Below are 23,054 nucleotides of genomic sequence, written 5' to 3' on the forward strand. Positions count from 1 at the left end.
TTCGCCCGATTTTTAGTTCATGCAGACCTGTTCAGGGACTGTCCGGCAATTCTTGACCTTCGTCATCACCGGCCTTGTGCCGGTGATCCCGATTGTAAAGGCTTAGCGCTCTTCAAAACGAGATGGCCGGGACAAGCCCGGCCATGACATCCAAAGTACTCACTGACAAAGTACTCACTGATGTGAGATTCTTTTCGCCTTACGAAGAAGCCTCCGGCTTCGTCTCGCCGAGGTACTCGCGCCAGATCGCGCTCGGCCCGATGGACTGGATGAAGGCCTCGTGGGCGGCGCGCTCGGCCTCCGTCAGGCGGGAGATCAGGATGCGTGGCTTCGCGTCGCGGGCGGCCCGTTCCGCCGCCGCGGCGCTCCGGCGGGCGGTCGGCTGCAGCGACAGGTCGAAGCCCACCTGCCGGCCGCCGATCAGCTCGATATAGACCTCGGCCAGGATTTCGGCGTCGAGGAGCGCCCCGTGCTTGGTGCGCCGGGAATTGTCGATGCCATAGCGGGCGCAGAGCGCATCGAGGTTGTTGGCCGCACCCGGATGCTTGCGCCGGGCCATGCTGAGCGTATCGACCGCGTCGGCCAGGCTGAACGGGGGGTGTCCGGTGCGGGCCAATTCCGCGTTGAGGAAGCCGATGTCGAAGGCGGCATTATGGATCACGAGGCGGGCATCGGCCACGAAGGCGGCGAACTCGTCCGCGATGGCCGCGAAGACGGGCTTGTCGGCCAGGAACTCGTCCGAGAGCCCGTGCACCGCGAAGGCTCCGGGGGAGACCGGACGTTCCGGGTTGATGTAGACGTGGTAGCTCTTGCCCGTCGGGATGTGGTTGAGCATCTCGACGCAGCCGATTTCGATCACCCGGTCGCCCTTGGCCGGGTCGGTGCCGGTGGTTTCGGTATCGAGAACGATTTCACGCAACATCACAAAAACTCTTCATCAAAAACGGTGACGCCGTCCGGGACGGCCGGCGAGACAGGCGAGGATCGAGCGAACCTGCGCCTCGGCGGAGGCGAAGCCGCGGCTGGTGTCGACCAGGAAATGCGACCGGGCGCGCTTGTCTGCGTCGGGCATCTGCCTGGCCAGGATGGCAGAAAACTTCTCCGCCGTCATGCCGGGACGGGCGAGCACCCGCTCCCGCTGCACGGGCGGCGGCGCCGTGACCACCAGGACGGCGTCGCAGCGCCCGTCGCCTCCGGTCTCGAAGAGCAGAGGAATGTCCAGGACGGCCAGGGGGGCGAGGGCGGAAACGGTCGCGAGAAAACTCTCCTCTTCCTCCCGCACCAGCGGATGCACGATGGCCTCCAGCGCCCGCATGCGCTCCGGATCGTTCAGGACGGCGGCGCCCAGCTTGATGCGATCGACGGCGCCGTTCGCCACCGTGCCGGGAAAGGCCTTTTCGATCAGCGGCGCGGCGCGGCCCCGATAGAGCCTGTGCACGGTGGCATCCGCATCGTGGACCGGCACGCCGAGGGTGCGGAAGAGATCGGCGGTGGCCGACTTGCCCATGCCGATCGAGCCGGTGAGGCCGAGGACGAAGGTCATGTGGAGCGCCCGATGTCGGCGAGGATCAAGGCCCGCAGATCGGGCGTGACCTCGGGCGTCACGCCGAACCAGCGCCGGAATCCGGGGACCGCCTGATGCAGCAGCATGCCGAGGCCGTCGACGGTTCGCAGGTTCTGTGCGGCGGCGGCGGCCAGGAGCGGCGTTTCCAGAGGCGCATAGACGATGTCCGCCACCACGGCGTTGCGGGGGGCGCGGGAGAGATCGAGGGCCAGGGGTGGCTGGCCCGCCATGCCCAGCGACGTGGTGTTGACGATGAGATGGGCGTGGGGGATCACCCGCCCGAGCGCCTCCCAGGCCGAGGTTTCGAGCGCGACCGGACTGCCCGGCCTGAGATCGCGGACGAGGTCTTCCGCCTTCGACAGGGTGCGGTTCGCCACGAAGATGCGCTTGAGGGGCCGATCCTGAAGGCCCGCCACCACGGCCCGGGCGGCACCGCCGCCGCCGAGCACGAGGGCGGTCTCCACATCCTGTTCCCAGCCTGTCCCCAGGCTGGCATCGAGATTGCCGATGAAGCCGAGCGCATCCGTGTTGTCGCCCCAGAGCACGCCGTCCTCGACCCAGAGCGTGTTGACGGCTCCCACCCGCTGCGCCCGCCCGGTCCGCCGGGCGACGGCGGCAAAGGCCGCCTCCTTGTGGGGCAGGGTGACATTCCCGCCGGCATAGCCCTGCGCGTGGAAGCCCGACAGAAAATCCCCGAAATTCACAGGCGCCACATCGACGCGCTCGTAGGAGCCGTCGAGACCATAGGTCTTCAGCCAGTGGCCGTGGATCAGCGGCGATCGGGAATGCTTGATCGGATGGCCGACGACGAAGGCCTTCGTCATGAATTCTAAGTCCTAAAGAGCAAGGCAGCCGAGACGGCGCAGGGCTGCAAGAAGCGGCAGAAGAGGGAGCCCCAGGATCGTCGATTGATCCCCTTCGACCGCTTCGAAGAGATGGATGCCAAACCCTTCGAGCTGGTAAACGCCGACGCTTTTGAGCACATCGGGACCGGCGAGGTCGAGATAGAGGCCGATAGCCTCGTCCGTCAGGGGCCGCAGGGTGAGGCGGGCGGCTTCCGAGAAGCGTTCGACCACCTGTCCGCCGATGGCGAGAGCGCCCGCCGCATGGAGGGTGTGCTGCCGCCCGGCGAGGCGCTTCAGCTGGAGACGGGCCGCGTCGCGATCGGCGGGCTTGTGAAACACCTCATCGTCGCAGGCGAGCACCTGATCGGCCCCGAGCACCACCCGCTCCGGGTGGCGCCGGCTGACCGCGAGGGCCTTTTCCGCCGCGAGGCGCCCGGCGAGCGCCGGCGGATCGAGGCACTCGTGCGCAGCGGCCTCTTCCACGGCTCTCTCATCGATGCCGGAGACCTGCGTCTCGACCGGGAGCCCGGCGCTCACGAGCAGGGTCAGGCGGGTGGCGCTGGTGGAGGCCAGCAGCAGCTTTTCCGAATGGGTCCAGAGCATGGGCATCGCCTACTCCGCGCGCTGGCGCTGGCGACGGTCGCGGTGAAGATCGATGATCGCAGCCGCCGTCTCCTCGATGGAGCGCCGCGTCACGTCGATCACGGGCCAGCCGTTGCGTGCGAAGAGCCGCCGGGAGGCCGCCAGTTCCTCGGCCACCGCCTCGCGGTCCACGTAGGAGGTGTCGTCATCGGCGTTCAGGCTCAAAAGCCGGTTCTGCCGGATCTGCACGATGCGCTCGGGCGTGGCCACGAGGCCGACGATCAGGGCCGTCTTGGCCGTCTCCAGGACGGCCGGCGGCGGCACGCCGGGGACGAGGGGGATGTTGGCGGTCTTGAGGCCCCGGTTGGCGAGATAGACCGAGGTCGGGGTCTTCGAGGTGCGGCTGACCCCCACCAGGATCACGTCCGCATCGTCGAGATCGTGCGGCAGATGCCCGTCATCGTGCATGAGCGTGAAGTTCATGGCGTCGATGCGCTTGAAATATTCGGCGTTCAGCATGTGCTGTGCGCCGGGACGGGCGGTCGAATGGGTACCGAGATAGGAGGAGAGGAGGGCGTGGACGGGCTCGAGCACGGAGAGATGCGGCGAGCCGGTGGCGCGGCAGACCTCCTCCAGGCGGCTGGCGAGGTCCTGCTCCACGAGGGTATAGAGCACGATGCCGGGCGCGGTCTCGATCTCGTGGATCACCCGTTCGAGCTGCGTGGTGGAGCGCACGAGCGGGTAGACGTGCTCGATGGCGGCCACGCCTTCATATTGCGCCACCACCGCGCGGGCGACGGTGATCAGGGTTTCGCCCGTCGAGTCGGAGACGAGATGGAGATGGAAGTAGCTGCGTCCCACGGCCCTGGTTCCCCGCGTCTGGCGCATCGTGCGGAAAAGTGAATCCGGTTTTCCGCTTAGGACGATGCGCCGTAAAAAATAGAGCATCGGATGGGACCCAAAAGTGCAAATCCACTTTTGGGTCCGATGCTCGACAAGGAGTCGATCAGTGTGGATAAAGCGCCGGGGCCGGGAGGTCCAGCGCAGGGGGCTGTGGGATACGCCGCAAACCATCAACAAGGCTCGTCCATGTGCGAGTCTCGGGACGGCCATTTGGGAGAATCCGGCACGAATCACCCCCCAAGGTCCATCTTCAGTTTTGGTTAACCTTCGTTAACGGGCTGTTAAGCTTTAAGATTCCGGAAAGGATTGTGGCGGGCCTGGCCCCATCCCTTAACGAACCATTAAATCCCGTCCCGTGTGGACCGCCTGTGGACGGGGTTGCGGCTTTGTGATTCACGGCCCAAGAGAAACAACAGATTCTAAGATTCAAAGATTCTTCTTTTAAGAGAGGCCCTGTGAGCACACGTTCCACCAAGGCGATTTTGCGCGTGCTGAACGGCGAGCCGGTCTGGCCTCTGCCGATCTGGATCATGCGTCAGGCCGGCCGATATCTGCCGGAATACCGGGAGACCCGGAAACAGGCAGGATCCTTCCTGGATCTCTGCTACAACCCGAGGCTCGCCGAGGAGGTGACGCTTCAGCCGATCCGCCGCTACGGCTTCGATGCCTCGATCCTGTTCTCCGACATCCTGGTCATCCCCCATGCCCTGGGCCAGGAGGTGCGCTTCGTCGAGAACGAAGGGCCGAAGCTCGATCCGGTCACCGAGGCGAAGGATTTTTCCAGGCTCGCCGACGAGCTGCCGCTGGAGCGGCTGGGTCCCGTTTTCGAGACCCTCGATCGTCTGAGCAAGAGCCTGCCGAAGGAGACCACGCTTCTCGGCTTCTGCGGCGCGCCCTGGACCGTGGCGAGCTACATGATCGCCGGCAAGGGCACTCCCGACCAGGCGCCCGCCCGGATCACCGCCTATCGCGACCCGGCCTTCATGGACGCGCTCATCGACCGGCTGGTGCGCGCCTCCACGGCCTATCTTGTCCGCCAGATCGATGCGGGCGCGGAAGCCGTGCAGATCTTCGAGAGCTTCGGCTCCGCCCTGCCGCCGGCTCTTTTCGATCGGCTGTCTGTCAACCCGATCCGCCGCATGGTCGAAGGCCTCAAAAGCGCACGGCCCGACGCCAAGGTGATCGTGTTCGTGCGCGGCGGCGGGGCGAACCTCCATCGCTTCGCATCCGCCGGAATCGGCGATGCGCTCGCGCTCGACTGGACGCTCGATCCGGCCCTTGTGCTCCCGACCCTGCCGAACACCCTCGCCACGCAGGGCAACCTCGATCCCCTGGCGCTCATTGCCGGCGGGCAGCCGCTGGAACAGGGGATCGATCACATCCTCAGCGCGGCCCGCGGCCGCCCGCATATCTTCAATCTCGGGCACGGCATCCTGCCGGAGACACCGACCGAGCACGTGGGGCAGATGATCGCCCGCGTGCGGGGGGCTTGATGTAAAATGCTGTATCTGTGGCTCAAGGCGTTTCACGTGATCGCCGTCATCGCCTGGATGGCCGGCATGCTCTACCTGCCGCGCCTCTTCGTCTATCACAGCGAGACCCCCAAGGGCTCGATCCAGTCCGAGACCTTCAAGATGATGGAGCGGCGCCTGCTCAAGGCGATCATCAACCCGGCGATGATCGTCACCTGGGTGCTCGGCCTCTATCTCGTCTGGGACGGCGGCTGGTACACCTCCGGCTGGCTGCACGGGAAGCTGCTGCTGGTGCTGATCCTGTCCGGCCTGCACGGCGTCTATGTGCGCCGGCTGAAGGAGTTCGCCGCCGACAGGAACACCCGTCCGGCGAAGTACTATCGCATCCTCAACGAGGTGCCGACGGTTCTGATGATCGGCATCGTGATCCTGGTGATCGTGAAGCCTTTCTCATCCTGACGATGTCAACCCTGGGGCTGCGCAGCAGAGCCCGGGATCGCTGGACGCGCATGGCGCTGGTTCACCTCTCCCTCAGGGAGAGGTTGCGCCTGAAGGCGCAGGTGAGGGGTTACAGCCGCATTCCGCACCCGATCCCGGATCTTCGCTGCGCCCCGTCAGGGATGATGCTCAAGAGGTCGTGTTCCAAAGCCTCTTGAGATTCTCGTCGAAAAAGGCTAAATAAGAATTCTCTTCCTCAAAGACAGGTGCGCTGCACGGGCCCTCAGGGCTCTTCAGTCACGGTTCGTGAACCCGGCGGCCCTGTCGAACGTTTCCCGATCTCCTTCCGCGTCCAGCCCAACCTGCCCGCGACCTTACCCCGAGAGTGTTCCCCGATGAGGGAAATCAAGCTTCAAGACCTGAAATCCAAGACACCGACCGAACTCATCGCCTTCGCCGAGGAGCTCGAGGTGGAGAACGCGAGCACCATGCGCAAGCAGGAGCTCATGTTCGCCATCCTCAAGCAGCTGGCGGCGCGCGAGGTGGAGATCATCGGCGCTGGCGTCGTCGAGGTGCTGCAGGACGGCTTCGGCTTCCTGCGCTCGGCCGATTCGAACTACCTGCCCGGACCCGACGACATCTACGTCAGCCCAAGCCAGATCCGAAAGTTCGGCCTGCGCACCGGCGACACGGTGGACGGCCCGATCCGCGGTCCCAAGGAAGGCGAGCGCTACTTCGCCCTGCTGAAAGTGAACACGATCAATTTCGAGGATCCCGAGAAGATCCGGCACAAGGTTCACTTCGACAACCTGACGCCGCTCTTCCCGCACGACCGCTTCAAGCTCGAAATCGACGATCCGACGCGCAAGGATTTCTCGCCGCGCATCATCGACATCGTGTCGCCCATCGGCAAAGGCCAGCGCGCCCTCATCGTGGCGCCGCCGCGCACGGGCAAGACCGTGCTGATGCAGAACGTGGCGCAGTCGATCACCACCAACCATCCCGAGTGCTACCTCATCGTGCTGCTCATCGACGAGCGCCCGGAGGAGGTCACCGACATGCAGCGCTCCGTGAAGGGCGAGGTCGTGGCCTCCACCTTCGACGAGCCGGCGACCCGCCACGTGCAGGTGGCCGAAATGGTGATCGAGAAGGCCAAGCGCCTCGTGGAGCACGGCCGCGACGTGGTGATCCTGCTCGACTCGATCACCCGTCTGGGCCGCGCCTACAACACGGTGGTGCCGTCCTCAGGCAAGGTGCTCACCGGCGGTGTGGACGCCAACGCCCTGCAGCGCCCGAAGCGCTTCTTCGGTGCGGCGCGCAACATCGAGGAGGGCGGTTCGCTCACCATCATCGCGACCGCGCTCATCGACACCGGCTCGCGCATGGACGAGGTGATCTTCGAGGAGTTCAAGGGCACCGGCAACTCGGAGATCATCCTGGACCGCAAGGTCGCCGACAAGCGCACCTTCCCGGCCATCGACATCACCCGGTCCGGCACCCGCAAGGAAGAGCTGCTGGTCCCGTCGGACACGCTCAAGAAGATGTACGTGCTGCGCCGCATCCTCAATCCCATGGGCACGGTGGACGCCATCGAGTTCCTGCTCGACAAGCTCCGTCAGACCAAGTCGAACGGCGATTTCTTCGACTCCATGAACACCTGAGGCGGACCATCCGGCTGCGAATTCCGGCCCCATCCTCCTCAAGGAGGGTGGGGTTTTTTGTTTTGGAGCTTCCGGTGCACTCTGGACCATCCTTCGAGACGCAGACATGTCTGCTCCTCAGGATGAGGTGAGAGTTCGTGACTCAGGAAGATCACGTGGGGCAGGGCTTCTGGTTTCATATCCTGCGTTGCTTTGACGGCAGCTACTATGTCGGCACGAGCCGGTTGGATGCTCTGGAGACATGGGTCAGCCAGCATCATTCGGGCTTGTCCGGGGCTATACGGCCAAGCGCAGGCCGGCGAGGCTCGCGTAGTTCATGCGTTTCGACCGCATCACCGATGTCACCGCACATTAGCGTTGAGTGAAACGCTGGACGCGTGCCGAGAAGGAAGCCGTGATCCGTGGGGACTTCGACCTGCTCCATGAGTTGGCGAAGAGACCACCTATCCACCATCATAAAATCACCGCCCTCATCCTGAGGAGGTCGCTTAAGCGACCGTCTTAGGATGAGGGTACAGGGAACGCCGGAAAGCTCCTTTCCGGGATTTGACTTCAGAACACCCCCATGAGCGCCAGCACGATCAGGGTCAGCACGGCTGAGATCAGGAGCGAGCCTGCGCAGCCCAGTCGGTTCGAGAAGAAAAAGAACATCGGCGCTCCAGCAATGGCGAAACCTTGCGCATGGTCATCCTTCAGGGCGCGAGGAGCCCCGGCCGATGATGCCGCTTGCGAGCACAACGCCTGACGTCGCCAGAATTATCCCGATCCAGGCTGCGGGACTTGGGATTTCGTTCAGGGCCGGAATGGCGAGCAGGGCCGCCAGCACGATGGACAGGGGCGGTACGGCTGCCGCCCGCGAGGCGCCGAGACGGTCGATGGCGATGCCATAGAGCACGATCCCGGCGACGCCCGCGACGAGACCCTGGAGCACCGCCTGGAGAAGAACGGGGCCCGCCAGGCCATCGCGGAATGCCTGGAGCAGCGACGGCGCGCCGAAAGGCAGAAGGATCAGGAAGGACCAGAGGGCGATCAGAGCTGCGGCCTGAAACGCCGACAAGCCAGAGCGGCGATAGGCATGAGTGTAGATGCCCCACAGGAAGGCGCCGGTGAGCAGCAGGAGATGGCCCCGCCAGGCCCCGCTGCCCGCCACGAGCACCCCGTATCCCCCGATGCCGGCAATGCCGATCAGGATCAGAGCGAAGCCGAGGATCCGCACGCCTGCGAGCCGCTCGCCGAAAACCAGCCAGCCGATGAGGGCCACGAAGAACGGCATGGTGCCCGGCAGAAGCGGACCGATCTCCGCCGCCGGGGCGAACTGCATCCCTAAGGCGACGATGAGGAAGAACGGGGCGCCCGAGCCGAGAAGGCCGATGCCTTTCAGCAGACCCAGGCCTTCGGGAAAGATGCCGATGCGCCAGGCAACGGGCGCCAGCACCAGAGCCGGCACTCCGAAGCGCAGCAGGCCCACGGCGGCGGGTGGCAGGTCGTGCGTGACCGCATGGCGGGTGGCAACGGCCCAGAGCGCCCATATGGTCACCGTGGCCAAGGCCGCCAGCCAGCCGACCAGCACAGGCCGGGCAGACGGACGCGATGATGCGGAGGCGAGATCGGACATGAAGAGACTCCTTCCATGGTCACGAGCATAGACTTGCGGGGCAGGGCATGTCCTTGCGAAGTTTGGCTTGCGGTGGGCCCGATCTTGGCAGAATATTGCGCTTGAACGATCCTGAGTGAGCTTATGCCCTATATCGATCTCGACGGCATCGATCTGCGGATCCTGTCCGCTCTGCAGGCCGACGGCCGTCTGACCAACCAGGAACTGGCCGATCAGGTCGGGCTCTCACCCTCGCCATGTCTGCGCCGGGTGCGGCGTCTGGAGCGCGAGGGCTTCATCCGGGGCTACCGGGCCGTGCTCGATCGGGAATCGGTTGGCCTGGGGCTCACCGTTTTCGTCGAGATCAAGGTCGAGAAGCACTCCCGCGACAATGCGCAGGCCCTGCAGGAGGCGCTCCTGGCCATGCCCGAAGTGGTGGCGTGCCACATGGTCTCGGGCTCAGCCGATTTCATCGCCGAGATCGTAGTGGCCAACCTCAAGGCCTATGAGCGGCTGCTCACGGAAAAGCTCCTGACCCTGCCGATGATCGGCGACATCCGCTCCAACTTCGCGCTCACCCGGGTGAAATCCGATGCCGCCCTGCCGCTGACCCATCTGAAGCGGGAGGCGGAGAAGCGGGAGCCGGATTGCTGAGGCGGCCTTCTATCCGGCGCTGCCGGGCTCCGACGCCAGCATCTCCCGCACCCGCACCTTCAACCCCTCCGCATCCGTCACTGGCAGCGAACAGCGCTGGCCGGCGCAGACGAGGGCCTGGGCCTGAGCACCCGAGGCGGCAAGCGCTTTCGCCGGATGGTTCTCATCGAGCGCTTCGTCCGGCTGCAGCCAGCGGACGCTGCGGTCGGGATAGGGCACCTGCAGGGCCGCCTCGTGCAGGGCTCCTGCGTCGTTTCCCGTGACGAGGATGCTCAAGCCCCGCAGGTGCAGGTCGAGGGCGTTGAGGATCGAGGTATGGCCGAGGGGCGAAGCGCGGGCTACGCTCACGAGCGCCCCGAGGGTGTCGGTGGCCCTCTGGATGTCGCCCTCGGCCTCCGTGAGCTGCGCCAGCCGCACGAGGGCCTCGGCGAAGACGCCATTGGCGTTCCGCACCGCCTCGTCATGGGTCGGCTGGGGCCGCACCACCAGGGGGTCGGCGCCCTGGGCGGTCATGGCAAGGCAGCCGGTCTCCTCCACCCTGAACTCCGTCAGCAGCACGTCGCGCCAGGTTTCAGCATCCCGCAGATAGGCTGCATCCGACGTGGCCTCGAAGAGGGCGAGGGCGGCCCGCATCATGGCGGCGTGGTCGAGGGCGAAGCCCGGGAAGATGAGCGCGCCGCCGCGCCAGGAATGGCCGAGCTGGCCGTTCCGGCTCATCGATCCGGCCACGAATCGATAGGCTCGGGCCGCGAGGGCGATCCAGTCGGGCCGGCCGAGGAGGGGAGCGGCCCGCACCAGGGCGCCGATCATCAGCCCGTTCCAGTCGGCCAGCACCTTGTCGTCGAGGCCGGGCCGCACCCGGGCCTCGCGCCGCTCTAGGAGCTTCGTCCTCAGGGCGGCCAGACGCTGTTCCACGTGATCAGGTGCCTCGCCGGAGATCAGCCGGTTGGGGATGTTGTGGCCCTCGAAATTTCCCGCTTCCGTGATGTCGTAGACTTTTGCGAAGAACGCCGCGTCCTCCTCACCCAGGGCCTCGCGGATTTCGCTAAGGCTCCAGACGTAGAAGCGGCCCTCCTCGCCCTCCGAATCCGCATCGAGGCTGGACGCGAAGCCGCCCTCCGGCGTGGTCATCTCGCGCTCGAGCCAGGTGACGATGCCCTCGGCCGCCTGCCGGAAGAGGGGGCGGCCGGTTTCCGCAAAGCCCAGGGCGTAGAGCTCCAGGAGCTGGGCGTTGTCGTAGAGCATCTTCTCGAAATGCGGCACGAGCCAGCGCTCGTCCACGGAATAGCGGGCGAAGCCCCCGCCGAGATGATCCTGGATGCCGCCGAGCGCCATGCGCTCCAGGGTCAGGAGGAAGCGATGCCGCGCCGCGCCGTCGTTGCTGCGGCCGGCGTAGCGCAGGAGATATTCGAGGATCGGCGGGTTCGGAAACTTCGGGGCTCCCTTGAGCCCGCCATGCTCCGTGTCGATCAGCTCCGTCAGCCGCAATCCCATCCGGTCGAGATCGGCAAGACCGAGCACGCCGCCGTCGCCCGCCTCCACCTTGGCCAGATGCTGCTTGATGGCATCGCGGTTCTTGGAGATTCGCTCGGGCTCCGCATGATAGAGGCGGCTGATCTCGCGCAGCACCTGGGGGAAGCCAGGGCGGCCGAAGCGCGGCTCCTTCGGGAAATAGGTGCCGCCCCAGAACGGCTCGCCCTCCGGGGTCAGGAACATGGTGAGCGGCCAGCCGCCGGGCTCGCCCAGGAGGTGCAGCGCGCTCATGTAGACATGGTCCACGTCGGGCCGTTCCTCCCGGTCGACCTTGATATTCATATAGAGCTCGTTCATGACCTCCGCGACGGCCGGATCCTCGAAGCTCTCGTGCGCCATCACATGGCACCAGTGGCAGGCGGCATAGCCGATGGAGATCAGGATCGGCTTGCCCTGCCGCTTGGCCTCGGCCAGGGCCTCGGGGCCCCACTCCCACCAATGGACAGGATTGTCCCGGTGCTGCAGGAGATAGGGGGAACTGGCCGCTTCAAGACGATTCATCGGTCCTGCTCCTGATTCCGGGGTAACCCGGCGGGGATGATCGATCCGGGTTGAACCGGACCCGGGTGCTCTTTTGTTTTAGGGCTCCGCCAGGGTTAAATCCTCTTCTCTTCAGGAGTTTCACGCGCATGCGGTCCGACGACACGATCTTCGCCATTGCTTCCGGCCACGGCCGGGCTGCCGTGTGCCTGATCCGGATCAGCGGGCCGGGCTGCCGGGGCCTCCTGGAGCAGATCACAGGCGGGGTGCCGGAGCCCCGCAGGGCGGTGGTGCGGACCTTGCGCAGCCCCCAAACCGGCGACCCCCTCGACCAGGCCCTCGTGCTCTGGATGCCGGGGCCGGGGAGCTTTACCGGCGAGGACCAGGCCGAGCTGCATATCCATGGCGGCCTCGCCACCCGTGCGGCCGTGCTGCGGGCCCTCTCGTCCGTCGAGGGCTGCCGCCCGGCGGAGGCCGGCGAGTTCACCCGCCGGGCCTTTCTCAACGGGCGGATGGACCTGTCCCAAGTCGAAGGCCTTGCCGACATCATCGATGCCGAGACGGAGGCTCAGCGCCGGCAGGCCATGCTCCAGCTCGGCGGACATCTCGGGAATGCCGCCGAGGGCTGGCGCGAGAGCATCCTGCAGGTTCTGGCGCTGCTCGAGGCAAGCCTGGACTTTTCCGACGAAGGCGACGTGCCGGAGGATCTTGAGGCCGACATCGTCCGCATGATCGACCGGGTCCGGGGGGAGATCGGCCTTGCGCTCGCCAACCGCAGCGGAGAGCGGCTGCGGGAGGGTCTGACCGTCGTGCTCGCGGGCCCGCCCAATGCGGGCAAGTCGACCCTGCTCAACGCCCTCGCCCGGCGAGACGTGGCGATTGTGTCGCCCATTGCCGGAACGACGCGCGACGTCATCGAGGTCCATTGCGACCTCGGCGGGTTGCCGGTGGTCATCGTCGACACCGCGGGCCTGAGAGAGAGTAGCGACCTCATCGAGCAGGAGGGTGTCTCCCGGGCCTGGGCCCGGGCGCAGGATGCAGACCTCGTCCTCTGGCTCATGCCTCCGGACGAGGAGGAAGGCGCGCCTCCGCCCGCCCGGCGCCTGTTGAAAGTGGGGACGAAAGCGGACCTCAGCCGGACGCGGCCCGATTGCGACCTGACGATCGCGGCAGCGACCGGGGAGGGGCTGCCGGAACTGATCGCCCGTCTCGAAGCGGAGGCGGCAAGCCTCATGGGGCAGGGTGATCCGGTCATCACCCGTGAGCGCCATCGAAAGGCCTTGGAAAGGGCCCATGCATCCCTGGACCGGGCCGACGCCCTGCTGATCGGGCGCGGGCCTTTGGAGCTCGCCGCCGAGGAGGTGAGGCTCGCAGCCCGCTCCATCGGCGAGATCACCGGCCGGGTGGATGTGGAGGACGTGCTCGGCCGCCTGTTCTCCAGTTTCTGCATCGGAAAATAGCCAGGCTGGCGACGGGGGCCGATAACCATCCGGAAAATCGACCAGGCTCCTGATTTCGACTGTTCACGAATCGGTGGAACGGTGCTGAATCCGCTCTGGACGGCCTGTGGAAAGGTTGTGCGGAGCTGGGGATCGCCCGGAATGTTTCACGTGAAACATTTTGCCCTTTTGACCTTCGACCCGCCGCCTCGTAGACCCCGATGATGGAAAGCGTCATGAGTACTGTATTCGATGTGATCGTCGTAGGCGGCGGCCATGCCGGGGCCGAAGCGGCTGCGGCGGCCGCGCGCATGGGAGCGAAGACCGCGCTTGTGACGCATAAGCTGTCGACGGTGGGCGCCATGTCGTGCAACCCGGCCATCGGCGGCCTGGGCAAGGGCCATCTCGTGCGCGAGATCGATGCCCTCGACGGCATCATGGGCCGCATCGCCGACAGGGCCGGCATTCAGTTCCGGCTTCTCAACCGCCGCAAGGGACCTGCCGTGCGCGGACCCCGCACCCAGGCCGACCGCAAGCTTTACGCCCGCGCCATGCAGGCGGAGCTCCTGAATACGCCGAACCTGACCATCGTCGAGGGGGAGGCCGACGACCTCATCGTCCGCGCGGACCGGATCGCCGGCCTGCTGCTCACGGACGACCGTGAGCTTGGAGCCGGTGCCGTGGTCATCACCACCGGCACCTTCCTGTCAGGCCTGATCCATATCGGCGAGAGGAAGATCCCGGCCGGCCGCATGGGCGAGCGGCCATCCCTCGGTCTGCCCAAGACCTTTGCCAGGCTCGGCTTCGCGCTGGGCCGCCTCAAGACCGGCACCCCGCCCCGCCTCGACGGCCGCACCATCGACTGGGCCGGCGTCGACAAGCAGGCGGCGGATGACGAGCCGGTGCCGTTCTCGCTGCTCACCAGCCGCATCGACAATCCGCAGATCGAGTGCGGCGTCACCCGCACAACGGCCAAGGTGCACGACCTGATCCGGGCCAACCTGCACCGCTCGGCCATGTATTCGGGCGAGATCCAGGGGACGGGTCCACGCTACTGCCCGTCCATCGAGGACAAGGTGGTGCGCTTCGGCGACCGGGACGGGCACCAGATCTTCCTGGAGCCGGAGGGCCTCGACGACACCACGGTCTATCCCAACGGGATCTCCACCTCCCTGCCGGAGGACGTGCAGCTCGCGTTCCTGCAGCACATCCCAGGCTTGGAGAAGGTGCGCATGCTCCAGCCGGCCTATGCCATCGAGTACGACTATGTCGATCCGCGAAACCTGACGTTCGGGCTCGAGACCAAGGCCGTGCAGGGGCTCTTCCTCGCCGGCCAGATCAACGGCACCACCGGCTACGAGGAGGCGGCAGCCCAGGGTCTTGTGGCCGGCCTGAATGCCGCCCGCCGGGCTGCCGGCCAGGACGGCATCGTGTTCGACCGGGCCGAATCCTACATCGGCGTGCTCGTCGACGACCTGATCACCCGCGGGGTGAGCGAGCCCTACCGCATGTTCACCTCCCGGTCCGAGTACCGGCTCAGCCTGCGCATCGACAACGTGGACGAGCGGCTGACCGGCAAGGGGGTGGAGATCGGCTGTGTCGGGTCGCAGCGCGAAGAGCATTTTCGTCGTTCTCAAGAGGATATTCGCGAGACCCGGCAGCGACTTCAGACGCTGGCCGTGACCCCCCAGGAGGCGGCGCGGCACGGGCTCGAGCTCAACCAGGACGGCATCCGCCGCTCGGCCTATCAGCTTCTCTCCTATCCCAATATCGGCTGGTCCCACCTGCTGCGGATCTGGCCGGATCTCGGCTCGGTCAGCGCTCCCGTTCGTGAGCGCCTGGAGACGGACGCCACCTACGCGGTCTATCTCGATCGGCAGCAGGCGGACATTGCCGCCTACCGCCGCGACGAGAGCGTTGTGCTGGAGGAGAGCATCGACTTCCAGGAGCTGCCTGGACTGTCGAACGAGATCAAGGCCAAGCTCGATCTGGTCCGGCCGAAGACCCTCGGGCAGGCCGCCCGCATCGAGGGGATCACGCCCGCAGCCCTGACCCTTCTGGCCGCCCATGCCCGCAAGGCGCCGGGCCGCTCTGCTCGTTCCGTCGGAGCGGGGCAGGCATGAGCTCGGCAGCCAGGACTGCATCCGACCTCAATGTTTCACGTGAAACATTCGAGAAGCTAGAGCTGCTCGAGCGGGAGCTTCGCCGCTGGCAGGCGATCAAGAACCTCGTCGGTCCGGCCACGCTCGACCAGATCTGGGAGCGCCACATCGTCGATTCGCTCCAGCTCCTCGACCTCGCGCCCGACGCCAAAACGTGGCTCGACCTCGGCTCAGGCGCCGGTTTTCCCGGCCTCGTTCTTGCCATCGCAGGGGCGGAGAGGGGGCTGAGGGTCCATCTGGTTGAGAGCAATTCGCGCAAATGCGCCTTCCTTCGGCACATCTCCCGGCTGACCGGCTCAGCCGCGACCGTGCACGAAGCGCGATTGGAGACAGTGATTCCCGGCTTCGTCGGCAAGGCCGATGTGGTCTCGGCCCGCGCCCTGGCGGCACTGCCACAGCTCCTGGACTGGACCGCGCCGGTGTTGAAAGCGGGGACTATGGGCCTCTTCCCCAAGGGCCGCGACGTCGAGATCGAATTGACCGAGGCCCGGAAAAAGTGGACATTCGAGGCGGAGACCCTGCCGAGCTTGACCGATTCCAACGCCAGGATTCTTCGCATAACCTCCATCGAGAGCCATTCATGATGACCGACCGCAACGGACCCGAAGCAGGCGCGCGTGGGGTGAAGCCGCGCGTTCTCGTGCTCGCCAATCAGAAGGGCGGCGTCGGCAAGACCACGACGGCGATTAATCTGGGTACGGCACTCGCGGCCATCGGCGAGAAGGTGCTGATCATCGATCTCGACCCGCAGGGCAATGCTTCGACGGGTCTCGGCATCGACCGCAAGAACCGACAGATCTCGACCTACCATGTACTGGCCGGCGAGGCGTCCCTGGACGAGAGCATCACCGAGACGGTGGTTCCCGGATTGTCCGTCGCGCCCTCCACTCTCGACCTCCTGGGTGTCGAGTTGGAGATCGCCCATGAGCGAAATCGGGCCCATCGCCTCCGCTCGGCTATTCAAGAGCTTTCGGCCTCCGAGGTAAGCGAACCTTTTACCTATATTTTGATCGATTGCCCGCCATCGCTCAATCTCCTGACCATCAACGCCTTGACCGCAGCTGACGCGGTTCTGGTACCGCTCCAATGCGAATTTTTTGCTCTGGAAGGTCTCAGCCAGCTGCTCAAGACGGTCGAACAGGTCCGTTCGGCCCTGAACCCGGACCTGACCATCCATGGGGTCGTGCTGACCATGTTCGACCCGCGCAACAACCTCTCGGGGCAGGTGGTGGCGGATGTGCGCCAGTTCATGGGCGCCAAGGTCTATGAGACCATGATCCCGCGCAATGTGCGCGTGTCGGAGGCGCCGTCCCACGGCAAGCCGGTTCTGCTCTACGATCTGAAATGCGCCGGCTCGCAGGCCTATCTGCGGCTGGCCTCCGAAGTCATCCAGCGCGAACGCGCGCTGCGCGCCGCCTGAGAGTATTGAGAGACGACAATGGCTGAAGAAGGAAAGTCGCGCCTTGGCCGTGGATTGGCCGCTCTGATCGGCGAGGTCGGGGAGGAGATCGGCACCCTCGAGCGCAAGGGCTACACGCCGAAATCCGTACCGGTTGAGTTCCTGCGCGCGAACCCGCGCAATCCGCGCAAAGTGTTCGACGACACGGATCTGAGCGAGTTGACCCAGTCCATCAAGGATCGCGGCATCATCCAGCCCATCGTCGTGCGGCCCCTGCCCAACCACAGGGACGAATACGAGATCGTCGCCGGCGAGCGCCGCTGGCGCGCCGCCCAGAAGGCGGGGCTGCACCGGGTGCCGGTGGTGGTCGTCCAGATCGACGACAAGACCTCGCTCGAATACGCGATCCTTGAGAACGTCCAGCGTGCCGATCTCAACCCCATCGAGGAGGCGGAGGGCTACTCGCGCCTGATGGCCGAGTTCTCCTACACCCAGGAGAACCTGTCGAAGATCATCGGCAAGAGCCGCAGCCACATCGCGAACATGCTGCGCCTCACGGAGTTGCCTGCCCCGGTGCGCAAGCTGCTGATCGAGCGCAAGCTCACGGCTGGCCACGGCCGCGCCCTGCTTTCCGTCGGCGACCCGGTCCAGGTGGCCAAGCGCGTCCTCGACGAGGGCATGAGCGTGCGCCAGGTGGAGGAGATCGCTCAGAACGATTCAGGGAACCCGTCGAAGGGGGCGGCTAAAGCCGCCAAGCCAGGACCGGTGGAGAAGGACCCCGACACCCGCGCCCTGGAAAAGGCCCTGCAGGACGTGCTCGGCCTCACCGTCAGCATCGACCACAAGGGCCATGGCGGCGAATTGCGCATCAAGTACAAGACCTTGGACCAGCTGGACGGCCTGTGCCGTCGGTTGAACCCCTAAGAAGACCAGCCCGGTCCGCCGAGTTCCGGCCAGGTCACGGCTCAATAACCTGTTCCTTCAGTTGATCGGATATTGTTACAGTCTGGCTGAATGCTAGCATTCCCTGAACCGATCATCTTCAGGGGGACGCATGCTCAAAGCGGTCAGCAGAAACGAAGTTGAGACCGTCAGAAATCTGGTATTTTCAGAGTTCAGTCGGTCAAACCATAAGATCAAGAGGCGTCGGATCAGCTCTCCTGGCGGAGTCATTGCAGCCGATCTGTACTGGCTCCCTCAGTTGGGCCTGTGGGGTCATTTTAGTGACAGGGCTTATGGACAATTAGGCCAATGGAACTGCGCCTTCGGAACGTCAGTCGGATCCGACAACGACACCTTGTATTCAAGCATCGAGATCAATCTCGCTGTCGATCCCCTGGACCGTGTGATCGCCGGCCGGGCCATCAAGGACAATGCGAAGGGCTATTATCTGGGCCATAAGGGTCTGCTCGGCGGAGGGCGAGGTGGGCAAATGTCCATGCAGAGCTTCCGCAACTCCATCAAGGGGTGGGTCCCAGAAGCGATCGAGCTGGAGAGCGGCAAGGAAGAATATGTCTTCGTCATTGGTCAACCAGGTCAGGTCGGGTTCCTGCAGAGGCTAAAAGCCTTTGTCGATGAAGCCGAACGTCTGCGGGCTTATGCCCGAACTCTCAAGGGAGCAGGCTCGCAAATCAGCACCAAGCCTGAATCGAGCTCCGGTTCCCAATCGGGACACTTCCGTTCTGAAAACGCTCAGGATGGGACCGGCACCGGCCGTCCTTACACTTCCGTTGAGATCAGGAGATTGCACGGGCGGGTCGTCAACGCCTTACAGGAAAAGCTTGGTCGGAGAGCCATCAACAGCACCTACAACGACATGCGCCCGGATCTTTATATCAAGAACGCTTCAGGCGAGATGGAAGTGTTGTTCGAGGTGAAAGCGTCTTCAGACACGCAAAGCTGGTTTACGGCTCTGGGCCAGCTCCTGGTTTATGGAGCATCTCAGTCGAAGACACCCCAGCGTATTCTGGTTTGTCCAGCCGTGCGAAGCGATCCGAATTTCAGAAGGGCTCTGCAGGATCAAAAGATATCGGTGATGACCTTTCAGGAGAGCAAAGAGGGCATTGTCTTCAATGGCATCGAAGATCTGAAGAAGAAACTGAGAGCGACCTGAAGCGACTTACCGCCGCGCCGCCCGGGCTATGTCGAGCAGGGTCTTGGCTGCGATCGTATCGGCGAGATCGGCCATGCGGCGGGTCTGCAGGAGGCTCGTCTGCAGGAGCGCGATGGCGCCCTGCAGGCTGTCGCCGGTCCAGCGCTGGAGATGACGCTCGACCAGGGGTTTTCTCCGGAAGTGCAGGCTGCGCAGGGTCTCCATGACGGCCGGTATCGGGCGCCCTTCCTCGACGGAGAGGCGGGCGGTGAGCAGCATCAGGGCGTGGCGCAAAGCGGCGCCGAGCAGCACGCTGGCATTCACCCCCTCGGCGGCGAGACGCCGGGAGCCGGTCTCGAGGCCCGTGCCCTCGCCGGCAAAGGCGGCGTCCACCACCGCATCCATGGCGAGGCTGGAGACGTCGCTCATGATCGCGTCCACGTCGGCGAGCGTGATCTCCCGCTGGCCATGGGCATAGAGCATCAGCTTGGCGAGCTCCCCGCGGGTGGCGAGCCGGTCGCCGCCGAGGCTCGCGATCAGGGCCGTGCGCGCGTCGCGCTGGATCGAGAAGCCGTTGGCCTTCAGGGCTTCGTCGACCACCGTGCCGAGGTCGCGCCCGGTATCCGCATAGCAGGGCAGGGCCAGGGCCTTCTGCGAGCGCTCGCAGAGGGTGCGCAGGGGCGAGGATTTCTGCAGGTCGCCGCCCTCGATGACGATCACCGTATCCTGCAACTCGCCCTTCAGGACGGCATCCACGGCCGGGGCGATGTTGCGCGAGGTGGACTTGATCCAGATCGCGCGCTTGCCACCGAACAACCCCATGGTGCCGGCTTCGTCCGCCAAGCGTCCGGGATCCGCCGCGATGTCGTCGCCATCGATGCGGATCAGCTGAAACGGGTCGGCCGCATCATCCACGGACCGCTCGGCGACCAGGCGGGCGCGCTCGTTGATGAGGCCCATATCGGGCCCGTAGAACAGGAATACGCCGATGCGCGGATCGGGACGCCGCAGCGCCCCCTCCACGTCGCCGGCTTTGACCGCCACCATGGCGTCAGCTTCGGGTGGCGAGCACCGCCGACAGCCGGGTTCTCACCTGATCGGCCAGATCCTTGGCGAGCCTGATCTCGGCGTCCCGTGCCGCCCGGATATTGGCGAAGCGCTGCGGGAACCGGTCGAAGCTCGCCGTGGAGGTCGCCGTGCCCTGGGAGATGGCCGTCTTGCCGTCCAGGCTGGTCAGCGTGTAACGCAGCGTGCCGCCGACGATCACGGAACTCGCCGTGCCGAATTCCGAGTCGACAATCGGGCTGGTCTGAGACTCCGTGAAGGCCAGAGCCAGCCTATAGCGCTTCCGCGTCGCCGATCCCGAGCCGTTCAGCGCGTAGATCAGCTCGCTGCGCAGGTAATGGCCCGCATTCGCCAACCGAGGCGTCCAATCCACCTCCGGCACCTCGATGGAGGCAAGCTCCGTCTGGAGCGATTGCCCAGAGGTCGTCGGGCCATGGAGAGGCCTGAAGCAGGCGGACAGACCCAGAGAGAGGCCTGCCACGAAGACAACGCGGGCAAGGCCCTTCAGGTTAAGCGACGACATTCACGATCCTCTGGGGAACGACGATGATCTTGCGGGCGGGCTTTCCGTCCATGGCCTTCTGCACGGCCTCGAGGGAAAGCACGGCTGCCTCGACTGTAGCCTGATCCGCGTCGCGGGCAACCGTCACGTCGGCACGCTTCTTGCCGTTGACCTGCACCGGCAGGGTGACCGTGTCTTCGATCAGGAGCGAGCGGTCCACCTCCGGCCAGGGAGCGTCGGCGACCAGCCCGGATTGACCCAGAGACTCCCAGCACTCCTCGGCCAGATGCGGCATCATGGGGGCGAGCAGCTGCACGAAGACGCGCCCGGCCTCGGCAAAGGCCGTGCCGACGCCCGGCTCGTCGGTGCTTTTCGCCTGGTTCGCCAGGTCCTGCAGGGCGTTGGCGAGCTCGTAGAGATGGGCGACGCAGCGGTTGAAGCGCAGGCGCTCCACATCCTCCTCGACGGCGGCCAGCGCCTTGTGGGCGGCCTTGCGCACGGCAAGGGCGATCGGACCCTCGGCGGACGCGCCGTTGGGGCCTGCCATCCGGTCCGCGATCTCGCCGATCAGACGCCACACGCGCTGGACGAAGCGGCCTGCGCCCTGCACGCCTTCTTCCGTCCAGATCACGTCGCGCTCCGGGGGCGAGTCGGAGAGCATGAACCAGCGGGCGGTGTCGGCGCCATAAGAAGCGATGATCTCGTCCGGATCGACCGTGTTCTTCTTCGACTTCGACATCTTCTCGATGGAGCCGATCTCGATCGGAGCGCTGGTCTCCACATGGAAGGCCTTGCGCACATTGCCCTCGGATTCGAAGCACACATCGGAGGGCAGCACCCAGCCGCCGCTCTGGTCCTTGTAAGTCTCGTGCACCACCATGCCCTGCGTGAACAGGCCGGCAAACGGCTCGTCGAGGCCCGCATGGCCCGTCTTCGTCATCGCGCGGGTGAAGAAGCGCGAATAGAGCAGGTGCAGGATCGCGTGCTCGATGCCGCCGATATACTGGTCCACCGGCAGCCAGGAATCCACGGTCTCGCGGTCGGTGGGCTGATCGGTCAGAGTCGGGTCGGTGAAGCGCGCGAAGTACCAGGACGAATCCACGAAGGTGTCCATGGTGTCCGTTTCACGGCGCGCCTTGGCGCCGCATTGCGGGCAGTCCACATTCTTCCAGCTTGCATGACGATCGAGCGGATTGCCCGGCACGTCGAAGGACACGTCCTCCGGCAGCACCACCGGCAGCTGGTCCTTTGGCACCGGCACCACGCCGCAGGCGTCGCAATGGATCACCGGGATCGGGCAGCCCCAGTAGCGCTGGCGCGAGATGCCCCAGTCGCGCAGGCGGAAATTCACCTTGCGCTCGGCCACAGGACGGTTGCCGCGGGTCTCGGCTTCCAGACGGCGGGCGACCTCTTCTTTCGCTTCCGCGATGGTCATGCCGTCGAGGAAGCGGGAATTGATCATCCGGCCCTCGCCGTCATAGGCCTCGTCGGTGATGATGAAGGCAGCCGGGTCCTGGTCCGGCGGACAGACCACGGGCGTGTTGCCCAGGCCGTACTTGTTGACGAAGTCCAGGTCGCGCTGGTCATGCGCCGGGCAGCCGAAGATGGCGCCGGTGCCGTATTCCATCAGGATGAAGTTCGCGACGTAAACCGGCAGGGTCCAGCTCGGGTCGAACGGATGCTCGGCCCGGATGCCGGTGTCGAAGCCGAGCTTCTCCGCCTTGTCGATGGCCTCCTGGGCCGTGCCGACGCGCTTGCACTCCTCGATGAAGGCGGCCAGTTCCGTATTCTTCTCGGCCGCGGCCCTGGCCAGCGGATGATCGGGCGCAACCGCCATGAACTTGGCGCCGAACAGGGTGTCCGGACGCGTGGTGTAGATCTGCAGCTCGGTCTCGCCGCCCGGCACGGTCTCAGGCTTCAGGGCAAAGCGCACCAGCAGGCCTTCCGAGCGGCCGATCCAGTTGCGCTGCATCAGGCGCACCTTCTCGGGCCAGCGGTCCAGGGTGTCGAGCCGGTCGTCCAAATCCTGGGCGAAATCGGTGATCTTCAAAAACCACTGGGTCAGCTCGCGCTGCTCCACCAGGGCGCCGGAGCGCCAGCCGCGCCCGTCGATCACCTGCTCGTTGGCGAGCACCGTGTGGTCGACCGGGTCCCAGTTCACCTTGGCGGTCTTGCGGTCGACGAGGCCGGCCTCCAGGAAGTCCAGGAACATGCGCTGCTGATGCCGGTAATAGCTCGGATCGCAGGTGGCGATCTCGCGGCTCCAGTCGATGGCCAGCCCCATGCTTTGCAGCTGCGCGCGCATGGTGGCAATGTTGGCGTAGGTCCATTCCTTCGGGTGGACCTTGTTCTGCATGGCGGCGTTCTCCGCCGGCATGCCGAAGGCGTCCCAGCCCATCGGGTGGAGCACGTTGAAGCCGCGGGCGCGCTTGTAGCGCGCCACCACGTCGCCCATGGTGTAGTTGCGCACGTGGCCCATATGGATGCGCCCCGACGGATACGGGAACATCTCGAGCACGTAGTATTTCGGACGCGGGTCGTCGTTGTTGGTCCTGAACAGGTCGCGGTCGTTCCAGACCTTCCGCCATTTCAGCTCGGCTTCCTTGGCGTTGTAGCGCTCGGGCCTCATTTTTCTCTAGTATCCGTCGTTTGAAAGGGTCAGGCGGCTT

General features: G+C 65.4%; 20 protein-coding genes. 10 read left to right on the top strand and 10 right to left on the bottom strand.

Translation table 11 applies throughout. The features are described from left to right. Positions 1-199 precede the first annotated feature (199 nt). The 5 genes from dnaQ to AC0QTX_RS08340 are packed head-to-tail and all read right to left on the bottom strand — an operon-like array spanning position 200 to position 3,852. Positions 200-922 (bottom strand): DNA polymerase III subunit epsilon, encoded by a 723-nt coding sequence (gene dnaQ / locus AC0QTX_RS08320; RefSeq protein ID WP_474603353.1) that lies wholly within the window; start codon positions 920-922, stop codon positions 200-202. Between the two features lie 15 nt (positions 923-937). Beyond that, positions 938-1,543, bottom strand: a complete 606-nt coding sequence (gene coaE / locus AC0QTX_RS08325) for a dephospho-CoA kinase (protein WP_474603354.1) — start codon at positions 1,541-1,543, stop codon at positions 938-940. Beyond that, the gene (locus AC0QTX_RS08330) at positions 1,540-2,388 is read right to left on the bottom strand and encodes a shikimate dehydrogenase (RefSeq protein ID WP_474603355.1); all 849 of its coding nucleotides are present in this window, start codon (positions 2,386-2,388) and stop codon (positions 1,540-1,542) included. Before AC0QTX_RS08330 ends, coaE begins: the two co-directional genes overlap by 4 nt. A 12-nt stretch (positions 2,389-2,400) precedes the next feature. Next, positions 2,401-3,018: a Maf family protein gene (locus tag AC0QTX_RS08335; protein ID WP_474603356.1), complete on the bottom strand. Its 618-nt coding sequence runs from the start codon at positions 3,016-3,018 to the stop codon at positions 2,401-2,403. A gap of 3 nt (positions 3,019-3,021) precedes the next feature. Next, entirely contained in the window at positions 3,022-3,852 is an 831-nt protein-coding gene (locus AC0QTX_RS08340; protein WP_474603357.1) for a pyruvate, water dikinase regulatory protein, read from the bottom strand. Between the two features lie 497 nt (positions 3,853-4,349). Here AC0QTX_RS08340 and hemE point away from each other — a divergent pair, with 497 nt between their 5' ends. The 3 genes from hemE (at position 4,350) to rho (ending at position 7,465) form a co-directional block, all read left to right on the top strand. Further along, positions 4,350-5,387, top strand: coding sequence for a uroporphyrinogen decarboxylase (gene hemE / locus AC0QTX_RS08345; RefSeq protein WP_474603358.1), 1,038 nt, complete (start codon positions 4,350-4,352; stop codon positions 5,385-5,387). Between the two features lie 9 nt (positions 5,388-5,396). Beyond that, positions 5,397-5,825, top strand: coding sequence for a protoporphyrinogen oxidase HemJ (hemJ, locus tag AC0QTX_RS08350; RefSeq protein ID WP_474603392.1), 429 nt, complete (start codon positions 5,397-5,399; stop codon positions 5,823-5,825). A gap of 374 nt (positions 5,826-6,199) precedes the next feature. Next, the gene (gene rho, locus AC0QTX_RS08355) at positions 6,200-7,465 is read left to right on the top strand and encodes a transcription termination factor Rho (protein ID WP_474603359.1); all 1,266 of its coding nucleotides are present in this window, start codon (positions 6,200-6,202) and stop codon (positions 7,463-7,465) included. 685 nt (positions 7,466-8,150) lie between these two features. Here the strand turns inward: rho and AC0QTX_RS08360 are convergent. Continuing rightward, positions 8,151-9,080 (bottom strand): DMT family transporter, encoded by a 930-nt coding sequence (locus AC0QTX_RS08360; RefSeq protein WP_474603360.1) that lies wholly within the window; start codon positions 9,078-9,080, stop codon positions 8,151-8,153. A gap of 123 nt (positions 9,081-9,203) precedes the next feature. On the opposite strand from AC0QTX_RS08360, the gene AC0QTX_RS08365 reads away from it, so the two are divergent. After that, positions 9,204-9,713: an Lrp/AsnC family transcriptional regulator gene (locus AC0QTX_RS08365; protein WP_474603361.1), complete on the top strand. Its 510-nt coding sequence runs from the start codon at positions 9,204-9,206 to the stop codon at positions 9,711-9,713. A 9-nt stretch (positions 9,714-9,722) separates the two neighbouring features. On the opposite strand, the gene AC0QTX_RS08370 is transcribed toward AC0QTX_RS08365, so the two are convergent. Then, positions 9,723-11,747, bottom strand: a complete 2,025-nt coding sequence (locus tag AC0QTX_RS08370; RefSeq protein WP_474603362.1) for a thioredoxin domain-containing protein — start codon at positions 11,745-11,747, stop codon at positions 9,723-9,725. A gap of 128 nt (positions 11,748-11,875) precedes the next feature. On the opposite strand from AC0QTX_RS08370, the gene mnmE reads away from it, so the two are divergent. From mnmE to AC0QTX_RS08400, 6 genes are all read left to right on the top strand, one after another. Continuing rightward, on the top strand, positions 11,876-13,186 hold the full coding sequence (gene mnmE / locus AC0QTX_RS08375) for a tRNA uridine-5-carboxymethylaminomethyl(34) synthesis GTPase MnmE (RefSeq protein WP_474603363.1): 1,311 nt from the start codon (positions 11,876-11,878) through the stop codon (positions 13,184-13,186). A gap of 215 nt (positions 13,187-13,401) precedes the next feature. Further along, positions 13,402-15,288: a tRNA uridine-5-carboxymethylaminomethyl(34) synthesis enzyme MnmG gene (mnmG, locus tag AC0QTX_RS08380; protein ID WP_474603364.1), complete on the top strand. Its 1,887-nt coding sequence runs from the start codon at positions 13,402-13,404 to the stop codon at positions 15,286-15,288. Next, positions 15,285-15,911 carry a 16S rRNA (guanine(527)-N(7))-methyltransferase RsmG gene (gene rsmG / locus AC0QTX_RS08385; protein ID WP_474603365.1) on the top strand — a complete coding sequence of 209 codons (627 nt, stop codon included), beginning with the start codon at positions 15,285-15,287 and terminating at the stop codon, positions 15,909-15,911. The genes mnmG and rsmG overlap by 4 nt, the downstream gene beginning before the upstream one ends. Then, positions 15,908-16,747 carry a ParA family protein gene (locus AC0QTX_RS08390; protein WP_474603366.1) on the top strand — a complete coding sequence of 280 codons (840 nt, stop codon included), beginning with the start codon at positions 15,908-15,910 and terminating at the stop codon, positions 16,745-16,747. Before rsmG ends, AC0QTX_RS08390 begins: the two co-directional genes overlap by 4 nt. Positions 16,748-16,765: 18 nt before the next feature. After that, the gene (locus AC0QTX_RS08395) at positions 16,766-17,650 is read left to right on the top strand and encodes a ParB/RepB/Spo0J family partition protein (protein ID WP_474603367.1); all 885 of its coding nucleotides are present in this window, start codon (positions 16,766-16,768) and stop codon (positions 17,648-17,650) included. 130 nt (positions 17,651-17,780) lie between these two features. Next, the gene (locus AC0QTX_RS08400) at positions 17,781-18,839 is read left to right on the top strand and encodes a hypothetical protein (protein ID WP_474603368.1); all 1,059 of its coding nucleotides are present in this window, start codon (positions 17,781-17,783) and stop codon (positions 18,837-18,839) included. Between the two features lie 6 nt (positions 18,840-18,845). On the opposite strand, the gene holA is transcribed toward AC0QTX_RS08400, so the two are convergent. Genes holA through leuS form a run of 3 tightly spaced genes read right to left on the bottom strand, consistent with a single transcriptional unit; the run spans position 18,846 to position 23,014 of the window. After that, positions 18,846-19,865 (bottom strand): DNA polymerase III subunit delta, encoded by a 1,020-nt coding sequence (gene holA, locus AC0QTX_RS08405; protein ID WP_474603369.1) that lies wholly within the window; start codon positions 19,863-19,865, stop codon positions 18,846-18,848. Positions 19,866-19,869: 4 nt separating this feature from the next. Beyond that, entirely contained in the window at positions 19,870-20,406 is a 537-nt protein-coding gene (lptE, locus tag AC0QTX_RS08410; protein ID WP_474603370.1) for an LPS assembly lipoprotein LptE, read from the bottom strand. Further along, positions 20,393-23,014 carry a leucine--tRNA ligase gene (gene leuS / locus AC0QTX_RS08415; protein WP_474603371.1) on the bottom strand — a complete coding sequence of 874 codons (2,622 nt, stop codon included), beginning with the start codon at positions 23,012-23,014 and terminating at the stop codon, positions 20,393-20,395. Before leuS ends, lptE begins: the two co-directional genes overlap by 14 nt. Positions 23,015-23,054: the final 40 nt, after the last annotated feature.

It is taken from the genome of Microvirga sp. jy35 (assembly GCF_056148915.1).